This is a genomic window from Micromonospora sp. CNZ322 (assembly GCF_007827755.1).
In genome coordinates, this window is sequence record NZ_VITD01000001.1 from 758,941 (window position 1) to 776,061 (window position 17,121).

Sequence of the window (17,121 nt, forward strand, 5' to 3'; positions counted from 1 at the left end):
AGACGTCAGCCCAGCATGCCCGCAGCCGCACGCGGCTGCGGGGTCAGTGCGTCGCCGACCCGGTCGACCAGCAGCGCCATCTCGTAGCCAACCTGGCCCACGTCGGAGCTGCGAGCTGCCAGCACGGCGAAGGACGAGCCGTCCGAGATGGACATCAGGAACAGGAAGCCATTGTCCATCTCCACGACGGTCTGCAACACCGCGCCTCCCTCGAAGCAGCGTGCTGCCCCCTGGGTCAGGCTGACCAGACCCGATGAGATCGCGGCGAGCTGGTCTGCCCGGTCGCGCGGCAGATCCCGTGACGACGCGAGGAGTAGGCCGTCCGCCGATACGGCGACCGCATGCGCGACGCCGGGCACCCGGTCGGCGAAGTTGGCCAGCAGCCAACCAAGATCCTGCGTAGTTGTCATCCTTCTTGCTCCTTCTGCCCGCTCCCGGCCACCGGGCCTGAGCCAGACTGCGAGGATTGCCCTCCCGGAGTCGCCTCCGGGCTGGTCGGGTTGTCCGAGGTGCTACGCCCTCGCTGCACGCCCCGGTGGTAGGCGGAGAGCAGACCACGAACCGCCTCCGGGGAACGCCGCTGGACCGAGGTGGTGGGCTTCTCTACCGCACCGGGTACCAGCTGCGCCATCGGCTTGCGCTTCGGCAGACCGGTCGTGGTGGTCTCGCTCACCGGCGCCGCGCCGGCCGCCGCGGAGGCAGCACGCCAGCCGTCGTCGGCGGCGGTCTGCCAGCCGTTGCTCTGCGGTTGGGGCCGGCGGTTCGGCAGGCTCTCGGCGAGGCTGGGGCGGGTGCCCTCGTTCGCTGTGGAGCCGTTGTCCCGCGGCGCTCCTCCGACCGTCGGAGTGTCTGCCATCGGTGTGTTACCTGTCGTCCCGGGTGGTGTCTTGTGGACTGCCCGACCGGTGGCCTCGACCGTGGCGAACTGCTGGGTCGCGGAGTCGCCGTTCGTCGCTGGCTGGGCACCGGCCGCGGTCTCCTCGGAGCCCGGGCGACGGGTACGGAACCAGGCCGACTCGAGCTCCCGGAAGATCGGCAGCTCCATCGTCTCATCCGCGTACCGCTGACGGTTCTGTGCCTGCGGCTGCTGCGGTGCCGGCCGAGTCTGCGGTGCTGGCCGAGTCTGCGGAGCCGGCGCCGGCGCTGCCGCCGGGGTCGGTGCAGGAGCCGGAGGCTGGGCTGCGGCCGGCTGCTCGCCGGGTCGCGGCACCCGCGGCAGCTCCGTCGTCATGTCCAGCGCGGCGGCGAGCCGCTCGGGCACCGGCGGGGTGGCCGTGTCCCGGTCGCTACCCGGCACTGGCGGCCAGGCCGGCGGCGCCGGGGCGTTGGGTGCCTGCGCGGGCGGGGCGGACCGGGGCGCGAAGCCGCTGAACGACTGGCTGGAGGCCGGCGGCGCCGAGTACGGCTGGTTCGAGTACGGCTGACCGGACGCCGGCGAGGCCGAGACCGGCGACGCGGACACCGGCGGACCGGCGTACGGCTGCCCGGAGGCCGGAGCGGCGGACACCGGCGCGCCGCCGTACGGCGCACCCGAGTAGGGCTGCCCGGAGTACGGCTGGCCGGAGGCCGGCGAGGCGGAGACCGGCGCACCGGAGTAGGGCTGCGCGGAGACCGGCGGCGCCGAGTACGGGTGCGCCTCGGGGCTGCTCGGCAGCTGACGCGGAATGGACGGCTGCTGGCCGGTGGTCGGGGTCTCGTCCCCGCCCCGGCGCTGCGGCAGCGGGTCGGTGCCCTGGCCATTGGCCGACCGGGGGGTGAACCCGTCGCCGCCGTTGACGCCGTTCGTCCCGGCCGCGCCGGTCAGATCGGACCACGCCGGCATCGACCGGTACGCGCCACCGTTGGCGGGGGTGCCGGCACCGTTGCGCGTCGCGGGGTCGAACGGGCGACCGCCCAGGGTGACCTGGTTGCCGGACTCGCTCGGGCGAGGGCCGTTGCCCAGCGCGGGCAGCGCGCCGAAGACCGGCGCGGGCCCACCGGACTGCGGACCACCGAACTGGGGAGCACCGGCCGCCGGCAGCGCCGGAGGCTGCTGCACCCGACCGGTGAGCGCCCGAGGCACCAGCACCGAGGTGGGCAGGGTCACGTCGGCGACCGTGCCGCGATCGTTGCCGGGGCGCAGCTCGACCCGGACACCGTGCCGGGACGCCAGCCGGGCCACCACGACCAGGCCCATCATCCGGGACACGGCCACGTCCACCTGCGGCGGCGTCGCGAGCCGCTCGTTGAGGTCGTGCAACTGCTCGGCGCTGATGCCGATACCGCGGTCCTCGACGTACAGCGAGGAGCGGTCGCCGACACGCCGGGCCTCAACCATGACCTGCGAGTCGGGCGGGGAGAACGCGGTGGCGTTGTCGAACAGCTCCGCGACGAGGTGCACCAGGTCGTTGACCGCGTGCGCGGCGACCTCGATGTCGCGGTCGATGACACCGAACTCGATCCGGGTGTAGTGCTCGACCTCGGACTGCGCGGCGCGCAGCACGTCGATGAGGGCGGCCGGCTCACGCTGCACGCGGGTGGAGTCGGCACCGGCGAGCACCAGCAGGTTCTCGTCGTTACGGCGCATCCGGGTGGCCAGGTGGTCGAGCTGGAACAGCTCGGCCAGCCGGTCCGGGTCCTCTTCGCCGCGCTCCAGCCGGTCGAGGTGCCCGATGAGGCGGTCGACCAGGATCTGCGAACGACGGGCCAGGTTGACGAACATGGTCGCGACGGAGGCACGCAGTGCCGCCTGCTCGGCGGCCGTACGGACGGCTTCCAGGTGGACGGCGTTGAACGCCTCGGTCACCTGGCCGAACTCGTCCTTGCTGCGCACCGGCAGCGGTTCGGCGATCTGGTTGGCCAGCTGCACCGGTGAGAGCTGCCCGACGACCTGCGGGTCGCGCAGACGGGCCACGGCCTGTGGCAGGCCGTACTGGGCCACGGAGAGCGCGCCCTGCCGCAGCTCACGCAGTGAGCGGGCCATGGAGCGGGCCACCAGGTAGGCGAAGAGAATCGCCAGCAGCAGCATGCTGAGCAGCAGGCCGGTCTCCAGGAAGACCTGGCGCTGCACGTCCGAGCGGAGGGTGTCGGCCTGGTTGACCACTTCACTGTCGAGCTTCCGCTCGACGGTGCGGATCAGCTTGGCGTTGGCCGTCATGGCGGCTTCCCACTGGTCCGGGCCGAACGGCGCACCGCGCATGTTGCCGGTGGTGTTGCCGTCGATCCAGCCGGTGTAGTTCTGTGCCTGCCGGCGGTCGCCGCCCGCGACGGTCTGGTCGTGGAACTTCGCGTCGTCCGGGGTGGCGACGGCCTTGAAGCTCTGCAGGGCCTGCTGCTGGCCGGTGTCACTGGCGACGTAGTCCCTGCGCAGTGCCGGGGTCATGCGCTGTTTGCCCTTCACACCCAGCGCGCGGTGCACCACGACCCGGCGTACGGCGAGGAACTCCTTCTCCCGGGCGACCGCCGCGGCGGCGCGCATCCGGTCGCTGAGCTGGTTGTCACCGGCGAGCTGCGTGGACGAGTCGCGGATGGCGAGCAGGTCACTGATCAGACCCTCGTACGCCTGCACGGTCTCGGTGAGCGCGAGCTTCCCGTTGAACACCTGGCTGCGGACACCCGACAGGTCCTGCAGGTTCTGGTCGATGCTGTCGAGCAGGCTCTCCAGGCTGCCCGGCAGGTCCTCGATCTCGGTCCGCTGCTGCCGGTAGGGGATCGCATCCTGATCCACCCGGGAGTTCACCCGGTTGTATGCCTCCTGGTACTGCGCCGTCGGCTGCGTCCCGTCCGCGCCCAGCAGCAGCACGGCGGCGGTCCGCTCGTCCTGCAGGCTGTCGACCAGGTCACCTGAATAACTCGACAGATTCGCCAGGTCGCCAGCTCGGTTGGCATTGTTGAGCGTCTCCACGTGGTCGATAAGACCACTGGTGCCCACCACGACCGTGGCGATGGTCGGCACGATCATGATGAGACCGAGCTTGGACCAGATCGGCATGTCCCGGAGCCGGCTGGCCGGCCGGCGCAGCCGCGACAGGAAGGAGCCCGCCGTCTTTGGCCGTTTGCTCACGTCACCGCCCTCGCGATTACAGCTTGAACGCGTTGCCCCGGGCAACGCCCAGCGACCGACCCGGCGGGTCGGACCCCCGAGATTCCATCACGCCGGTCGACAAGAAGAAAGCCCAGGTTGTCCCAGACCGAAGGTGTGATGAGATGTTGATGCGATTTGATAGCAGTCTGTCTGGCCGGAGTAACTGAAGGTAATGGAACATCCGCACCGAGTTGTCCTACTGGCCGGCCCATCTGGGTCCGGAAAGTCGTACATAGCGCAGCAAACCGGCTTGCCGGTGTTGTGCTTGGACGACTTCTACAAAGACGGCGATGACCCTACGTTGCCGAGACGAAACGGCCAGGTGGATTGGGAATCGCCGCACTCCTGGGACGCCCCCAGTGCGGTGGAAATCATTGCCCAACTTGCCCGCGAGGGCCGAGCCGATGTGCCGGTTTATGCGATCGGTGCCGATCGACGGGTGGCCACCCGGCCATTTGATGTCGCCGGATCGCCACTTTTCGTGGCCGAAGGGATCTTCGCCGCCGAGATCGTCGAGGAGTGCCGTCGCCGCGGCCTGCTCGCCGGGGCGTACGCGCTGCGCCGCCCGCGCGGGGCCACCTTCGTGCGCCGACTCGCCCGCGACCTGTCCGAGCAGCGCAAGGCGCCTCGGGTGCTGTTTCGGCGCGGGGTGGCGCTGCTGCGGGCCGAGCCCGCGGTGCTGCGCCGGCAGATGGGCCTCGGCGCGGAGGCGGCCCGGGCCCGGGAGGTGCTGCGCCGGGTGGCCGGGCTGCTCGCCGGCCACCCACATGGCTGAACTCAGGCCATCAACTTCGCGTACGCCGGCTTGATCACGTCATCAATGATCCGCAGCCGCTCGTCGAACGGGATGAAGGCGCTCTTCATCGCATTGATGGTGAACCACTGCAACTCTTTCCAGCCGTAGCCGAACGTCTCCACCAGCAGCGACATCTCCCGCGACATCGAGGTGCCGCTCATCAACCGGTTGTCGGTGTTGACCGTCGCCCGGAAACGCAGGTCCCGCAGCAGGCCGATCGGGTGGTCCGCGATCGAGTCCACCGCACCGGTCTGCACGTTCGACGAGGGGCACAGTTCCAGGGGGATCCGCTTGTCTCGGACGTACGCGGCCAGCCGGCCGAGCGAGCCGTCGGGGGCGATGTCGTCGACGATCCGCACCCCGTGGCCGAGCCGGTCCGCCCCGCACCACTGGATCGCCTGCCAGATCGACGGCAGACCGAACGCCTCGCCGGCGTGGATGGTGAAGTGGAAGTTCTCCCGCTGGAGGTACTCGAAGGCGTCCAGGTGCCGGGTGGGCGGAAAACCCGCCTCGGCGCCGGCGATGTCGAAGCCGACCACCCCGGCATCCCGGTGCCGCACGGCCAGCTCGGCGATCTCCTGGGAACGGGCGGCGTGCCGCATCGCGGTGAGCAGGGTGCCCACCCGGATGATCAGGCCCGCCTCGACCGCCTGGGCGGTGCCCTCGGCGAACCCGGCCAGCACCGCCTCGACCACCTCGTCCAGGCTGAGGTCCCGTTCCAGGTGCTGCTCAGGGGCGAAACGCACCTCGGCGTAGACCACACCGTCAGCGGCCAGGTCGAGGGCGCACTCGCGGGCCACCCGACGCAGCGCGGGCGCGGTCTGCATGACCGCCACGGTGTGCGCGAACGTCTCGAGGTAGCGCTCCAGGGAACCGGAGTCCGCCGCGTCCGCGAACCAGCGTCCGAGCGCCTCCGGGTCGGTGGTGGGCAGTTCGTGGCCCACCTCGGCGGCCAGGTCGACGATCGTCGCCGGCCTCAGCCCGCCGTCGAGGTGGTCGTGCAGCAGCGCCTTCGGGACCTTGACGATGTCCTCGTACCGGATAGTTGCGACCATGCTCAGACCCTAGTCAGCGGCCTGGGCGGACCGGTACGGGACCGGCCGGGCGTCACGGCCGCCAGCCGTACACCCGGTGCACGTCGAGGCGGATCACGAGCCGTCCGTCGGCGACCATGGCGGCGCGGTAGTCCGCCCAGTCCGGGTGGTCGCCGCGAATCCGGCGGTAGACCTCGGCCAGCTCGTCGACCGTCTCGTCGGTGGTGGCCACGGCCGGCTCGCTGAGCGTCACGACCCCCTCTGCCACCGCGTACGCGCCGCCGTCCGGCGTGGTCACGTGGAAGCTGGCCCGGGGATCGCGGCGCAGGTTGCGCACCTTCGCCCGGCCCCCGGTGCTGGAGCAGCGGATCAGCCCTGGCTCGGCCAGGTAGTCGAGGTTGGACAGCTGGGGCCGCCCGTCCCGGCGCAGGGTGACCAGCACTCCGCGCCCGCGCTGACCGAACAGCTCCCACAGTCGATTGCCCGCAACGTCGGTCGTCGCACTCGGCCGCTGGAGAGAATTTGTTGACATGTCATCGAAGCTAGAGGCAGATTGATGACATGTCAACGAAAGCGTTAGACTCGACGGATGGACGCACCCCGGTGGCTGGACGAACGGGAGGACCGCGCCTGGCGCGGCTACCGCCGGATGCGTCGACTGCTCGACCTGGAGCTGGCCCGGGAGCTGGCCCAGGACGCCGGCCTTTCCGAGCCGGACTACGACGTGCTGTCCGACCTCTCCGAGACACCCCAGGGGCGCCTGCGCCTCAGCGAGCTGGCGCACAGGATGCTGTGGTCACGTAGCCGGCTCTCCCACCACCTGACCCGGATGCAGCAGCGCGGCCTGGTGACCCGCGAGGAGTGCGCCGCCGACGCCCGCGGCTCGGTCGTCGTCCTCACCCCCGCCGGGCGGCAGGCCATCGAGTCCGCCGCCCCCGGCCACGTGGCCGCCGTCCGCCGGCACCTGATCGACCTGCTCACGCCGGCGGAGATCGACGCGCTCGGCGCGCTCACCCACCGCGTGGTCGACCACCTCGCCGAGCCGGGCCTCCAAGCCACCCGGCCGCAGCCCGCGGCGAAGGCCTGACGTGGACCCCCGCATCCTCGACCGACTGCGCTGCCCGGTCTGCGGCGAGCCGCTGACCGAGGCGACCGCCGGCACCACCGGTGCGCTGCGCTGCCCGCGCCGGCACAGCTTCGACATCGCCCGGCAGGGGTACGTCAACCTCCTCGCCGGGCGCGCCCCGCACGTCGGCGACAGCGCCGAGATGGTCGCCGCCCGTGCGGACTTCCTCGCCGCCGGGCACTACGACCTCATCTCGGCCGCCCTCTCCGACGCGGCGACGGAAGCCGCCGGTCGGCTCCGCGCGATGCCGACGTCCGACTTCCGGGCGTACCCCCTGGTGGTGGATGCCGGCGCCGGCACCGGCCGGTACCTCGGCGCGGTGCTGGCGGCGCTGCCGGACGCCGTGGGTCTGGCCCTGGACGTGTCCAAGCCGGCGCTGCGCCGCGCGGCCCGCGCGCATCCCCGGGCCGCCGCCGCGCTCGCCGACACCTGGCAACGACTGCCGCTCGCGGACGCCTCGACCGCCGTGCTCCTGAACGTGTTCGCCCCGCGCAACGGCCCGGAGTTCCACCGGGTGCTCGACCCGGCCGGCGCGTTGCTGGTGGTCACGCCCGACACCGACCACCTCGCCGAGTTGGTGGACGTCCTCGACCTGCTGCGGGTGGACCCGGACAAGGCCGACCGGGTGGCCGCCAGCCTGGGCGGGCATTTCACGCCGGTCAGCTCGGCCGTGCACCGGGCCGAGTTGGCATTGACCCGGCCGGAGGTCGCCACCCTGGTCGGGATGGGCCCCAGCGCCTGGCACACCGACCCGGCGGCGCTCGCCACCCGGCTGGCCGCGCTGCCCGAACCGGTCCGGGTCACAGTGGCGGTCCGGCTCGACGTCCTGCGACCTCGCTGACCTCAGGTGGAGAGGTCGACCTCTTCCCAGCCGGGCGGCTCGTCGTGGTACGGCCCGCGCAGGATCACCGCCCACTCCAGCGCCCAACGCCGCTGCCCGATCGCGTTCGCGTCGACCAGGCCCGGTGCCCTCCGGCCGCCGCGCTCGGTCTCCAGGTACGCCCAGTCCAGGCAGTAGTGCAGGTCGAGCAGGGCGGCCGCGTCGGCCGGGTGTTGCGGCGCGGTGAGGATCCGGGAGCGCCAGTGCGGGAAGGTCTCCCCCTCGGCGATGTGCGGCAGCCGCTCGACCAGCCGCTCGTCGACGGCCAGCGTCGGGTCGAGCTGCTTGCTCAGCCCGAGCACCCAGGCCAGCGCGAAGAGCGCGTCGTGGTGCAGCACGAACGACCGGTGGTCCCCCTTGCCGCCCATCACGAACTGCCACTCCGGCGGGGTGACCATGTCGACCAGGTGCGAGCCGAGCAGCCAGCTCATCGCCGCCTGCGGGGGCATCCCGAAACAGCGGGCCAGGATCAGGTGCAGCACCGCGATCCGCGCCTCGATCTCCGCGGTCGGGCGCAGGTCGATCTGGTCACCCGGCTCCCACACGAGGGGAAACTGGGCCGGCGGCAACGGCAGGCCGAGCCGGGACAGCTCGTCCAGGCTCGCCTCGCGCACCTCACGTGGGTCGGGGGCAGCAACGCTCACGGCGGATCTTCCTGTCTGCTCGCGCCGGCGCAAGGCCGGTGGTCCCCCCTTGGCCTGCGACAATAGCGCTCCCAGGTGACCGGCACCACGCCAGGGCGACGTCGAATCGATCAGCCGATGCGTTCGATGACCAACGACGTCGCCGCCGGGGCCATCGGCGCGATCCGCACCGCGTTGGCGGCCTCGGTCAGCGCTGCCGGAATCCGCGTCGCGTCGTCGGCACGCAGCTCGTAGAGCGGGTCACCGGCCCGCACCTCGTCACCCGGCCGCTTGTGCAACACCACACCGGCCGGCACGCTGACCGGGTCCTCCTTGCGCGCCCGACCCGCGCCGAGCCGCCACGCCGCAACCCCCATCGCGTACGCGTCGACGGCCGCGACGTACCCGTCCCGCTCGGCGCGGACCACCTCCACCTCGGCAGCCGTTGGCATCGGCGCGTCCGGGTCGCCGCCCTGCGCCCGGATCATCGCCCGCCAGGAGTCCATGGCCCGGCCGTCGCGCAGCGCCGCAGCCGGATCGGCGTCCGGCAGACCGGCCGCGTCGAGCATCTCCCGGGCCAGTGCGAGGGTCAGCTCCACCACGTCGGCCGGTCCACCACCGGCCAGCACCTCGACCGACTCGGTCACCTCGACCGCGTTGCCGATCGCCAGGCCGAGCGGGGTGGACATGTCGGTGAGCAGGGCGACCGTCCGCACCCCGTGCGCACCGCCCAGCTCGACCATGGTGCGCGCCAACTCGCGGGCCTGTTCGACGGACTTCATGAAGGCGCCCGAGCCGACCTTGACGTCGAGGACCAGCGCCCCGGTGCCCTCGGCGATCTTCTTGCTCATGATCGAGCTGGCGATCAGCGGGATCGCCTCCACGGTGCCGGTCACGTCGCGCAACGCGTACAGCTTGCGGTCGGCGGGGGCGAGCCCGGCACCGGCCGCGCAGATCACCGCACCGACCTCGTCCAGCTGAGCGATGAACTCGTCGTTGCTCACCGTGGCCCGCCAGCCCGGGATGGACTCCAACTTGTCCAGCGTGCCGCCGGTGTGCCCGAGACCCCGGCCGCTCAGCTGCGGCACCGCCGCGCCACATGCCGCCACCAGCGGGGTGAGCGGCAGAGTGATCTTGTCGCCGACGCCACCGGTGGAGTGCTTGTCGACCGTCGGCCGGCGTACCGCCGACAGGTCCAACCGCTCACCGCTGGCGATCATCGCGGCGGTCCACCGGGCGATCTCCGGCCCGGTCATGCCGTTGAGCAGGATCGCCATGGCCAGCGCGGACATCTGCTCGTCGGCGACGACCCCCCGGGTGTACGCGTCGACCACCCAGTCGATCTGCGCGTCCGACAGCACACCCCCATCCCGCTTGACGCGAATAACGTCAACAGCAGCAAAACCACTCATCAAATGATCTTTTCTAGTCGATTGGCGGCACCGACGCACGGCCGGTTACCACGACGGGGCCGGGGCCGACCGTGCCCGGCGGAGGGATCAAGCCTGACCGCCCGAAGCCGGGCACGGGTCGGCCCCGGGCCCAAACAGCAACCACAATCAAGACCAGCGCACCGGAATCTCCGCCGGCGGCTCACCCTCACCGGCCCAGAAGATCGTGCCGGTGGCGTCCACCACGACCACCCGGGGCGTCCGGGCCAGGCCCCAGGTGATCGCCTCGGCCGGGTCGTCCCAGCTCGGCGCCTCCTCCAGCACCCCGGTCTCGGCGCCAGCGTCGTCGCCGGCCGACCGCTCCCAGTACGCCGTCCAGACCTGCTGACCGGCGGACATGTCCGGGTGCACGAAGACGGTGCCGCGCCCGCGCCAGGCGGCGAGCCGCTCCGGGACCACCGGCACCGGCGTCTCCCCGGTGACGGCTTCCAGATCCTCCACGCCGAAGGCGTGCGGCAGCAGCTCGGCCATCCGCAGTGGCCGGGTCTTGCTCTCGATCAGGCACTCCGGCCCGCCGTGCTCCCAGAGCAGCTGCCGGCAGCGGCCACACGGCATCAACGGCTCGCCGGTCGCATCGACGCAGGAGAGCGCGACGAGCCGGCCGCCACCGGTGGCGTGCAGGCTGGACACGACCCCGCACTCGGCGCAGAGCGTCACCCCGTACGCGGCGTTCTCCACGTTGCAGCCGACCACCACACGGCCGTCGTCGACCAGCGCGGCCGCGCCGACCGGAAACGTCGAGTACGGCGCGTACGCGTGCCGCATCGCTTCGGTGGCGGCGGCGCGCAACTGCGCCCAGTCAATGTCGGTCATGTCATCATTCTGCCGAAGTAGCCCAGGTCAGAAGCGGGCAGGGCCGGGTCCCCGGCCCTGCCCGCAGCGGTCTGTGGTGATGGCGGTCAGCCCTTGATGTACGGCTTGCCGTCGGCGGCCGGTGCCCGGACCCGGCCGACCAGCCCGGCGACCGCCAGGATGGTCGCCAGGTACGGCAGCATGGCCAGGAACTGGCTGGGGATGACGCTGTTGATCGCCCCCAGGTAGGTGGCGAGCTGGTCGGCGAAGCCGAAGAAGAGCGCGGCGAGCAGCGCGCCGGTCGGGTTCCACCGGCCGAAGATCAGCGCGGCCAGGGCGATGAAGCCCTTACCGCCGATCATGTTCTTGGTGAACGAGTAGAGCGCCAGCGTGTAGGACGCCCCGCCGATGCCGGCGACCACGCCGGCCAGCAGCACGTTGCGGTAGCGAACTCGCAACACCTTGACGCCGAGCGTGTCTGCGGCGATCGGGTGCTCGCCGACCGAGCGGGTCCGCAGCCCCCACCGGGTGCGGAACAGCCCGATGTGGATCACCAGGACCAGGAGCAGCCCGAGGTAGAGGAAGATGTTGCCGCGGAACAACGCCGGCCCGAGTACCGGGATGTCCTTCAGCAGCGGGATCTCCCAGTTGCTGAAGCGGGGCGCGCTGTTGTACTTCGCGGCGTCGGTCTGCATCAGCCGCTCGTAGAGGAAGCCGGTGACGCCGACGGCCAGCAGGTTCAGCACGATGCCCATGACGACCTGGTCGACCAGGTAGCGGATGGCGAAGACGGCCAGCAGCAGCGAGATGAACGCACCGCCGATGGCGGCGGCGACCAGGCCCACCCACACGCTGCCGGAGATGCTGCCGAACAGGGCCCCGCTGAACGCGCCCATCAGCAGCTGGCCCTCGATGGCCACGTTGACCACGCCGGACCGCTCACAGAGCACCCCGGCGAGCGCGCCGAAGATCAACGGCAGCGCCAGGATGAACGTGCCCCGGATGACGTTGACCAGCGGCATGAAGTTCTGCCCGGTCGGCGCGGCGGAGACCTGCCAGCAGAGGAACGACAGCACGAAGGCGACCAGCCCGACGCCGAGTACGGGAAGGAACCACCGCTTCGGCACCCCGGCGAGCAGCGCCGCGCCGGCGGCGATCGTGATGATCCCGAACAGGATCGCCCCGATCGTGCCGTTGATCTCCAGTGCGGCGCCGGCCGCGTCGTCGCTGAGCGTGAACCGGGCCTGCTGGTCGGTGGCGAGCGCGCCGAAGAGCACCGCGGACAGCAGGCCGAGCGCCAGCAGCGTGAGACCGACCTTCCGGCTGCGGGTCCAGAAGCCCTCGTCGACCGGGGCGACCGCGATGTCGGGGACAGCCATGGTGGACATGAGTTACCAGCCCTTCGCCAGGCTCGTCTGCAACCGGGCGGCGCGCGCGGCCCGGAGCTGGAAGATCGCCTTCACCAGGGCCGGTGCGGCGATGAAGATGACGATCAGCGCCTGGAGCACGGTCACCAGCTCCAGGGAGATCCCGGAGTACGACTGCATCCGGTTACCACCGGCCTGCAGCGCACCGAACAGCAGCGCGGCCAGCAGCACACCCCAGGGCTTCACCCGCCCGAGCAGCGCCACCAGGATGCCGTCGAAGCCGATCTGCGCGACCACCAGCGGGGTCAACGCGCTGGCGGTGGAGCCGAGCACCATGTTCGAGCCGCCGAGGCCGGCCAGGATTCCGGCGAAGACCATGATCAGGATGTACGTCCGGGTGACGCTGATGCCCGCGGTCCGGGCGGCGTCCGGGTTGGCGCCGACCGCGCGCAGCTCGAAGCCGAGCGTCGAGCGGTTGAGCAGCCAGGCGACCGCCCAGGTGGCCAGCACGGCGAGCAGAATGCCGGCGTGCACCCGCAGGTTGTCGCCGAGCAGTCGGGGCAGCTGGGCGGAGCTGTCCACCGCCTTGCTGATCGCGTCGGTACGGTTCGGGTCCTGCACGCCGTTCTGCACGATCAACCAGGTGAGGAAGTACGTGGCGACGTAGTTGAGCATGATCGTGTTGATCACCTCGTGTGCTCCGGCACGGGCCTTGAGGATGCCGGGGATGAAACCCCAGATCGCTCCGCCCAGCGCGCCGGCCAGCACCGCCACCAGCAGGTGCAGGCCGGGCGGCAGCGGCAGCAGGAAGCCGGCCAGCGCCGCCATGATCACGCCGATGGTGGCCTGGCCTTGGGCGCCGATGTTGAACAGGCCGCCCCGGAAGGCCAGCGCCACCGACAGACCGGTGAAGACCAGCGGCGCCGCGTAGGTCAGCGTCTCCGAGATCGGCGCGAGTACGGCCTGCCAGCCGTTGGCGCCGTTCAACCAGCCGGAGAACGCCTCGGGGTCGAAGATCGAGCCCTTGAACAGGTTCGCGTACGCCTCGCTGACGAGCGTCCAACTGGAGTTGATCGCGTCGGACGGGCGCGAGGTGATGTACGAGTAGGTGGAGAGCACGTCGGGATCAGAGATGATCATCAGCACCGCGCCGACCACGATCGCCAGCACCAACGACAACAGCGTCACCGTGAAGGTGTTGGCCGCCCAGAGGTTGTCCAGGAACAACCGGCCCAGGCTCGGCCTCGGCTCCGGCTCCGGGCCCGGCTTCGCCACCGAGCGGTCCGGCTCGGTCGCCACCTCGGCGCGTTCGGTGTTGCCGAGCGCGTTCTGCGCGGCCTGCGCCTCGCTCGCCGGCTCCTTGTCCGGGGAGCCCGACTGCGGGTTGGGGTTGGTCATGCCTCGTCCTCGCTCGCGGAACCTGCGTCGCTCGCCGGGCCCCCGTCGGCCGCTGCGGGCTTGTCGACGGCGGTCGCCGCACCGGGCTTGTCGGCGGCGGGTGCTGCGATGGCGTCGTGGGCCGCGTCTGGGCTGATGCCGGCCATCAGCAGGCCGATTTCCTCACGTGGGGTGTCCGGGCCGACGATGCCGATGATCCGACCGCGATACATCACCGCGATCCGGTCGGCCAACCCGATCACCTCGTCGAGTTCGCTGGAGACCACCAGAACGGCGGTGCCGATGTCCCGTTCGCGGATGACCTGGCTGTGGATGAACTCGATCGATCCGACGTCGACGCCACGGGTCGGCTGGGCGGCGATGAGGAGCTTCAGCGGCCGGGACAGCTCCCGTGCCACGATCACCTTCTGCTGGTTGCCACCGGAGAGGGTGCCCACCGCCGCGTCGGCCGATGAGGTGCGGACGTCGAACTGCTCGATCCGCTCCTTCGCCGAGGCGGCGATCGCGTCCGGCTTCAGCGCGAGCCCGGCACCGAACGGCGGCCGGTCGTAGATGTCCAGCACCAGGTTCTCCGCGACGCTGAACTCCTTGATCAAGCCGTCCACGCTGCGGTCCTCGGGTACGTAACCGACGCCCGCCCGGAGCACCCTCTTGGGCTTCCAGCCGTTGATCCGGTCGCCGGTCAGGCTGATCGTGCCGGCGAGCACCGGGCGCAGGCCCATGATCGCCTCGATCAGCTCGGTCTGACCGTTGCCCTGTACGCCCGCAACGCCGAGCACCTCGCCCGCGCGCACGGTCAGGTCGACGCCGTCGACAGCGCGGATCTGCCGGTCGTCGTCGACGACCAGCCCGGCCACTTCCAGCACCGGGTCGCCCGGCGTGGCCGGGGTCTTGTCCACTGTGAGCCGGACGTTGCGCCCGACCATCAACGCGGCCAGCTCATCCCGGCTGGCCTCCGGCGAGGCGGTGCCGACGGTCTTTCCACGTCGGATCACTGTGATCCGGTCGGCGATGGCCTTGACCTCGCCGAGCTTGTGGGTGATGAAGACGATCGACTTGCCGGCCGCCTTGAGCGACCGCATGACCGTCAGCAACTCCTCGGTCTCCTGAGGGGTGAGCACCGCTGTCGGCTCGTCCAGGATGAGCAGGTCGACGTCGCGGGTGAGCGCCTTGACGATCTCGACGCGTTGCTGGATGCCGACCGGTAGGTCCTCGATCACCGCGTCCGGGTCGACCCGCAGGTTGTAGCGCTGGGACACCTCGGTGACCTCGCGCCGGGCCCGCCGCCGGTCCAGGAAGCCGGCGATGCCGCCCCGGATCTGCTCGGCGCCGAGCATGATGTTCTCGGTGACGGTGAAGACCGGCACCAGCATGAAGTGCTGGTGCACCATGCCGATCCCGGCCCCGATCGCGTCGGACGGGCCCTTCAGCTTCAGCGGCTTGCCGTCGACAAGGATCTCGCCCTCGTCGGGCTGGTAGAGCCCGTAGAGCACGTTCATCAGTGTCGACTTGCCCGCGCCGTTCTCGCCGAGGAGGGCGTGAATCTCTCCAGGCTCCACCGTCAGGTCGATGTGATCGTTGGCGACCAGATCACCGAACCGCTTGGTGATGCCGCGCAGTTCGAGTCTCAGCGCAACCTCCTGGAGTGCGAGCGATGGTGCAGCCTAGCTGCCGTCGTACCGGCCGGACCGGACCGGCCGCCGTGGTGCGCGATCGGCCGCTCCGACCCCGCGGGGTGTCCGCAGAGCCGGAGCGGCCGATCGGTCGTACCTGTCCCCCGCCGGCCCTCCCGATGATCTCACCGGAGCGGCCGGCCGGTTGTCACTTGGTCGGCTGGGCCTTCGAGGTGACGGTGATGGTGCCGGCGGCGATGTCCGCCTTGATCTTGTCGACCTCGGCCTTCAGCTCGGCCGGAACCTTGCTGTCGAAGTCGTGGTACGGGGCGATCGAGACACCGTTGTTGGCCAGGGTGCCGACGAAGCCCGGCTTGGCCGGCAGCTTGTCACCGGCAGCGGCCTTGACCACGGCCTCCTTGACCGCGTCCGGGATGTTCTTGACCACGGTGGTCACGATCGCGGAGCAGTCCGGGGTGCTCTCGCAGCCGTCGACGTCCACCCAGATGGTGCTGTACTTGCCACCCGACGCCTTGGCCGCGGCGGTGGTGCCGAGGCCGGAGCCGCCGGCGACCGGCATGATGATGTCCGCGCCCTGGGCGACCAGCGCGTCGGAGACCTTCTTGCCCTCGTCCTGCTTGTCGAAGGCGTTGGAGAAGGAGCCCTTCTGGGTCTCCTTGTTCCAGCCCAGGGCCTGGACGTTCTTGCCCTTGGTGGTGTTGAAGTACTTCACACCGTCGACGAAACCGTCCATGAAGATGGTCACCGGCGGGATCGGCACAGCACCGTAGGTGCCGACCTTGCCGCTCTTGCTCATCCCGGCGGCCAGGTAGCCGGCCTGGAACGCGGCCTGGGCGGTGTCGAACTGCATCGGGTAGATGTTGTCCACGCCCGGGTTCGCGTCGACGATGCCGAACTCCTGGTTCGGGTTCGCCGTCGCAATCTTCTTGGTGGCGTTCTCCATCAGGCCACCGACCGCCAGGATGAAGTCGCACTTCTGGTTGACGAACTGCGTCAGGTTCGGCTCGTAGTCGGCCTCGGCCTTCGACGCGACGTACTTGATGTCGATGTTGTCGTTGGCGGCCTTGGCCTCCTGCAGGCCCTTCCAGGCCGAAGCGTTGAACGACTTGTCGTCGATGCCGCCAACGTCGGTCACCATGCAGGCGCTGAACTTCTTGGCGCCACTGCCGGCGTTGTTGTCATCCTTGGGCGCCTCGCCACAAGCGGCGGCGGTGAGCGCGAGCCCACCCACCGCGAAGATCGAGGCGATCCGCATCCCACGCACCGAGCGCAAGACGTCTCCTTCCCATTGCACACCGCGCCTTGTGCGGTGGCAGCCCATCAGCCGACCTGCGGGTGTGCCGCCGGCTGTCCCACGTTACGGACGGGAGCGTACGCCCGCGTCCACCCACCGGCCGACAATCGTGCACGACTGTTGAGCGCCTGTTACCCGGGTGTAACCCTTGCGTGGGGCAAGTCACTCTTCGTGCTGGTAAGCAAGCGCCACGGCGTCCGCAACGTCCGTTTTCTGGAGGCGTTTTCCTCCTCGGACGTTACCGCCAAAAGACCGCGACCGCCGCGTTGACCAGGGTCAGACCGACGATCGCGAGGAAATGACCGCGGTTGACCACGTCCCGCTTCCGGGAGAAGAAGACCATGACGAAGATCAGCAGCGCGATCACCAACTTCGTCACAAGTTTTGCCGGTGCCGGCTCGTCGCCGTCGCGCAGCGGCGCGGAGAGGCCGAGCCCGGTCAGCAACTGGATCACCGCGCCCCACAGCATGGCCGGGTTGATCCGCAGCCGACCGCTGGCGTACTGGGCGATCGAGCCACCGAGCAGCAGGGCGAACCCGATCAGATGGACGTAGAGGAGGATGAGTCGGAGTGCTTCCACGCCGCCCATCCTCCCCCATCAACGACACTTTGTAGTAGTGGGGTGGGCCGGTCGGCGCGTCCAGGCCGCCCGGCCACTGTCGA

General features: G+C 70.6%; 15 protein-coding genes. 3 read left to right on the forward strand and 12 right to left on the reverse strand.

The window, feature by feature from the left end:
- Window positions 1–5: 5 nt before the first annotated feature.
- Window positions 6–410: a roadblock/LC7 domain-containing protein gene (locus tag FB453_RS03470; protein ID WP_030329023.1), complete on the reverse strand. Its 405-nt coding sequence runs from the start codon at window positions 408–410 to the stop codon at window positions 6–8.
- Window positions 407–4,042 (reverse strand): nitrate- and nitrite sensing domain-containing protein, encoded by a 3,636-nt coding sequence (locus tag FB453_RS03475; RefSeq protein ID WP_145787412.1) that lies wholly within the window; start codon window positions 4,040–4,042, stop codon window positions 407–409. Before FB453_RS03475 ends, FB453_RS03470 begins: the two co-directional genes overlap by 4 nt.
- A 502-nt stretch (window positions 4,043–4,544) precedes the next feature.
- On the opposite strand from FB453_RS03475, the gene FB453_RS34760 reads away from it, so the two are divergent.
- Window positions 4,545–4,838: a hypothetical protein gene (locus FB453_RS34760; protein WP_225855241.1), complete on the forward strand. Its 294-nt coding sequence runs from the start codon at window positions 4,545–4,547 to the stop codon at window positions 4,836–4,838.
- Between the two features lie 2 nt (window positions 4,839–4,840).
- Here the strand turns inward: FB453_RS34760 and FB453_RS03485 are convergent, their stop codons facing one another.
- The gene (locus FB453_RS03485; RefSeq protein WP_145787415.1) at window positions 4,841–5,914 is read right to left on the reverse strand and encodes an adenosine deaminase; all 1,074 of its coding nucleotides are present in this window, start codon (window positions 5,912–5,914) and stop codon (window positions 4,841–4,843) included.
- Window positions 5,915–5,966: 52 nt separating this feature from the next.
- Window positions 5,967–6,425, reverse strand: coding sequence for a PPOX class F420-dependent oxidoreductase (locus FB453_RS03490; RefSeq protein WP_145787417.1), 459 nt, complete (start codon window positions 6,423–6,425; stop codon window positions 5,967–5,969).
- 57 nt (window positions 6,426–6,482) lie between these two features.
- On the opposite strand from FB453_RS03490, the gene FB453_RS03495 reads away from it, so the two are divergent.
- Window positions 6,483–6,980, forward strand: a complete 498-nt coding sequence (locus FB453_RS03495) for a MarR family transcriptional regulator (RefSeq protein ID WP_145787420.1) — start codon at window positions 6,483–6,485, stop codon at window positions 6,978–6,980.
- 1 nt (window position 6,981) lies between these two features.
- Window positions 6,982–7,860 carry a putative RNA methyltransferase gene (locus tag FB453_RS03500; RefSeq protein WP_145787422.1) on the forward strand — a complete coding sequence of 293 codons (879 nt, stop codon included), beginning with the start codon at window positions 6,982–6,984 and terminating at the stop codon, window positions 7,858–7,860.
- 2 nt (window positions 7,861–7,862) lie between these two features.
- Here FB453_RS03500 and FB453_RS03505 read toward each other — a convergent pair whose 3' ends face one another.
- From FB453_RS03505 to FB453_RS03540, 8 genes are all read right to left on the reverse strand, one after another.
- Window positions 7,863–8,543 (reverse strand): DUF4272 domain-containing protein, encoded by a 681-nt coding sequence (locus FB453_RS03505; RefSeq protein ID WP_112581619.1) that lies wholly within the window; start codon window positions 8,541–8,543, stop codon window positions 7,863–7,865.
- Window positions 8,544–8,653: 110 nt separating this feature from the next.
- Window positions 8,654–9,934 carry a thymidine phosphorylase gene (locus FB453_RS03510; RefSeq protein ID WP_145787424.1) on the reverse strand — a complete coding sequence of 427 codons (1,281 nt, stop codon included), beginning with the start codon at window positions 9,932–9,934 and terminating at the stop codon, window positions 8,654–8,656.
- A 147-nt stretch (window positions 9,935–10,081) separates the two neighbouring features.
- On the reverse strand, window positions 10,082–10,786 hold the full coding sequence (locus FB453_RS03515) for a cytidine deaminase (RefSeq protein ID WP_145787426.1): 705 nt from the start codon (window positions 10,784–10,786) through the stop codon (window positions 10,082–10,084).
- An 86-nt stretch (window positions 10,787–10,872) separates the two neighbouring features.
- Entirely contained in the window at window positions 10,873–12,153 is a 1,281-nt protein-coding gene (locus tag FB453_RS03520) for an ABC transporter permease (RefSeq protein ID WP_091394568.1), read from the reverse strand.
- A gap of 3 nt (window positions 12,154–12,156) precedes the next feature.
- Window positions 12,157–13,530 carry an ABC transporter permease gene (locus FB453_RS03525; protein ID WP_112602075.1) on the reverse strand — a complete coding sequence of 458 codons (1,374 nt, stop codon included), beginning with the start codon at window positions 13,528–13,530 and terminating at the stop codon, window positions 12,157–12,159.
- On the reverse strand, window positions 13,527–15,161 hold the full coding sequence (locus FB453_RS03530; protein WP_145787428.1) for an ABC transporter ATP-binding protein: 1,635 nt from the start codon (window positions 15,159–15,161) through the stop codon (window positions 13,527–13,529). The genes FB453_RS03525 and FB453_RS03530 overlap by 4 nt, the downstream gene beginning before the upstream one ends.
- A gap of 190 nt (window positions 15,162–15,351) precedes the next feature.
- Window positions 15,352–16,419, reverse strand: a complete 1,068-nt coding sequence (locus FB453_RS03535; protein WP_145787852.1) for a BMP family ABC transporter substrate-binding protein — start codon at window positions 16,417–16,419, stop codon at window positions 15,352–15,354.
- Between the two features lie 277 nt (window positions 16,420–16,696).
- On the reverse strand, window positions 16,697–17,038 hold the full coding sequence (locus tag FB453_RS03540; RefSeq protein WP_091397247.1) for a hypothetical protein: 342 nt from the start codon (window positions 17,036–17,038) through the stop codon (window positions 16,697–16,699).
- Between the last annotated feature and the right edge of the window lie 83 nt (window positions 17,039–17,121).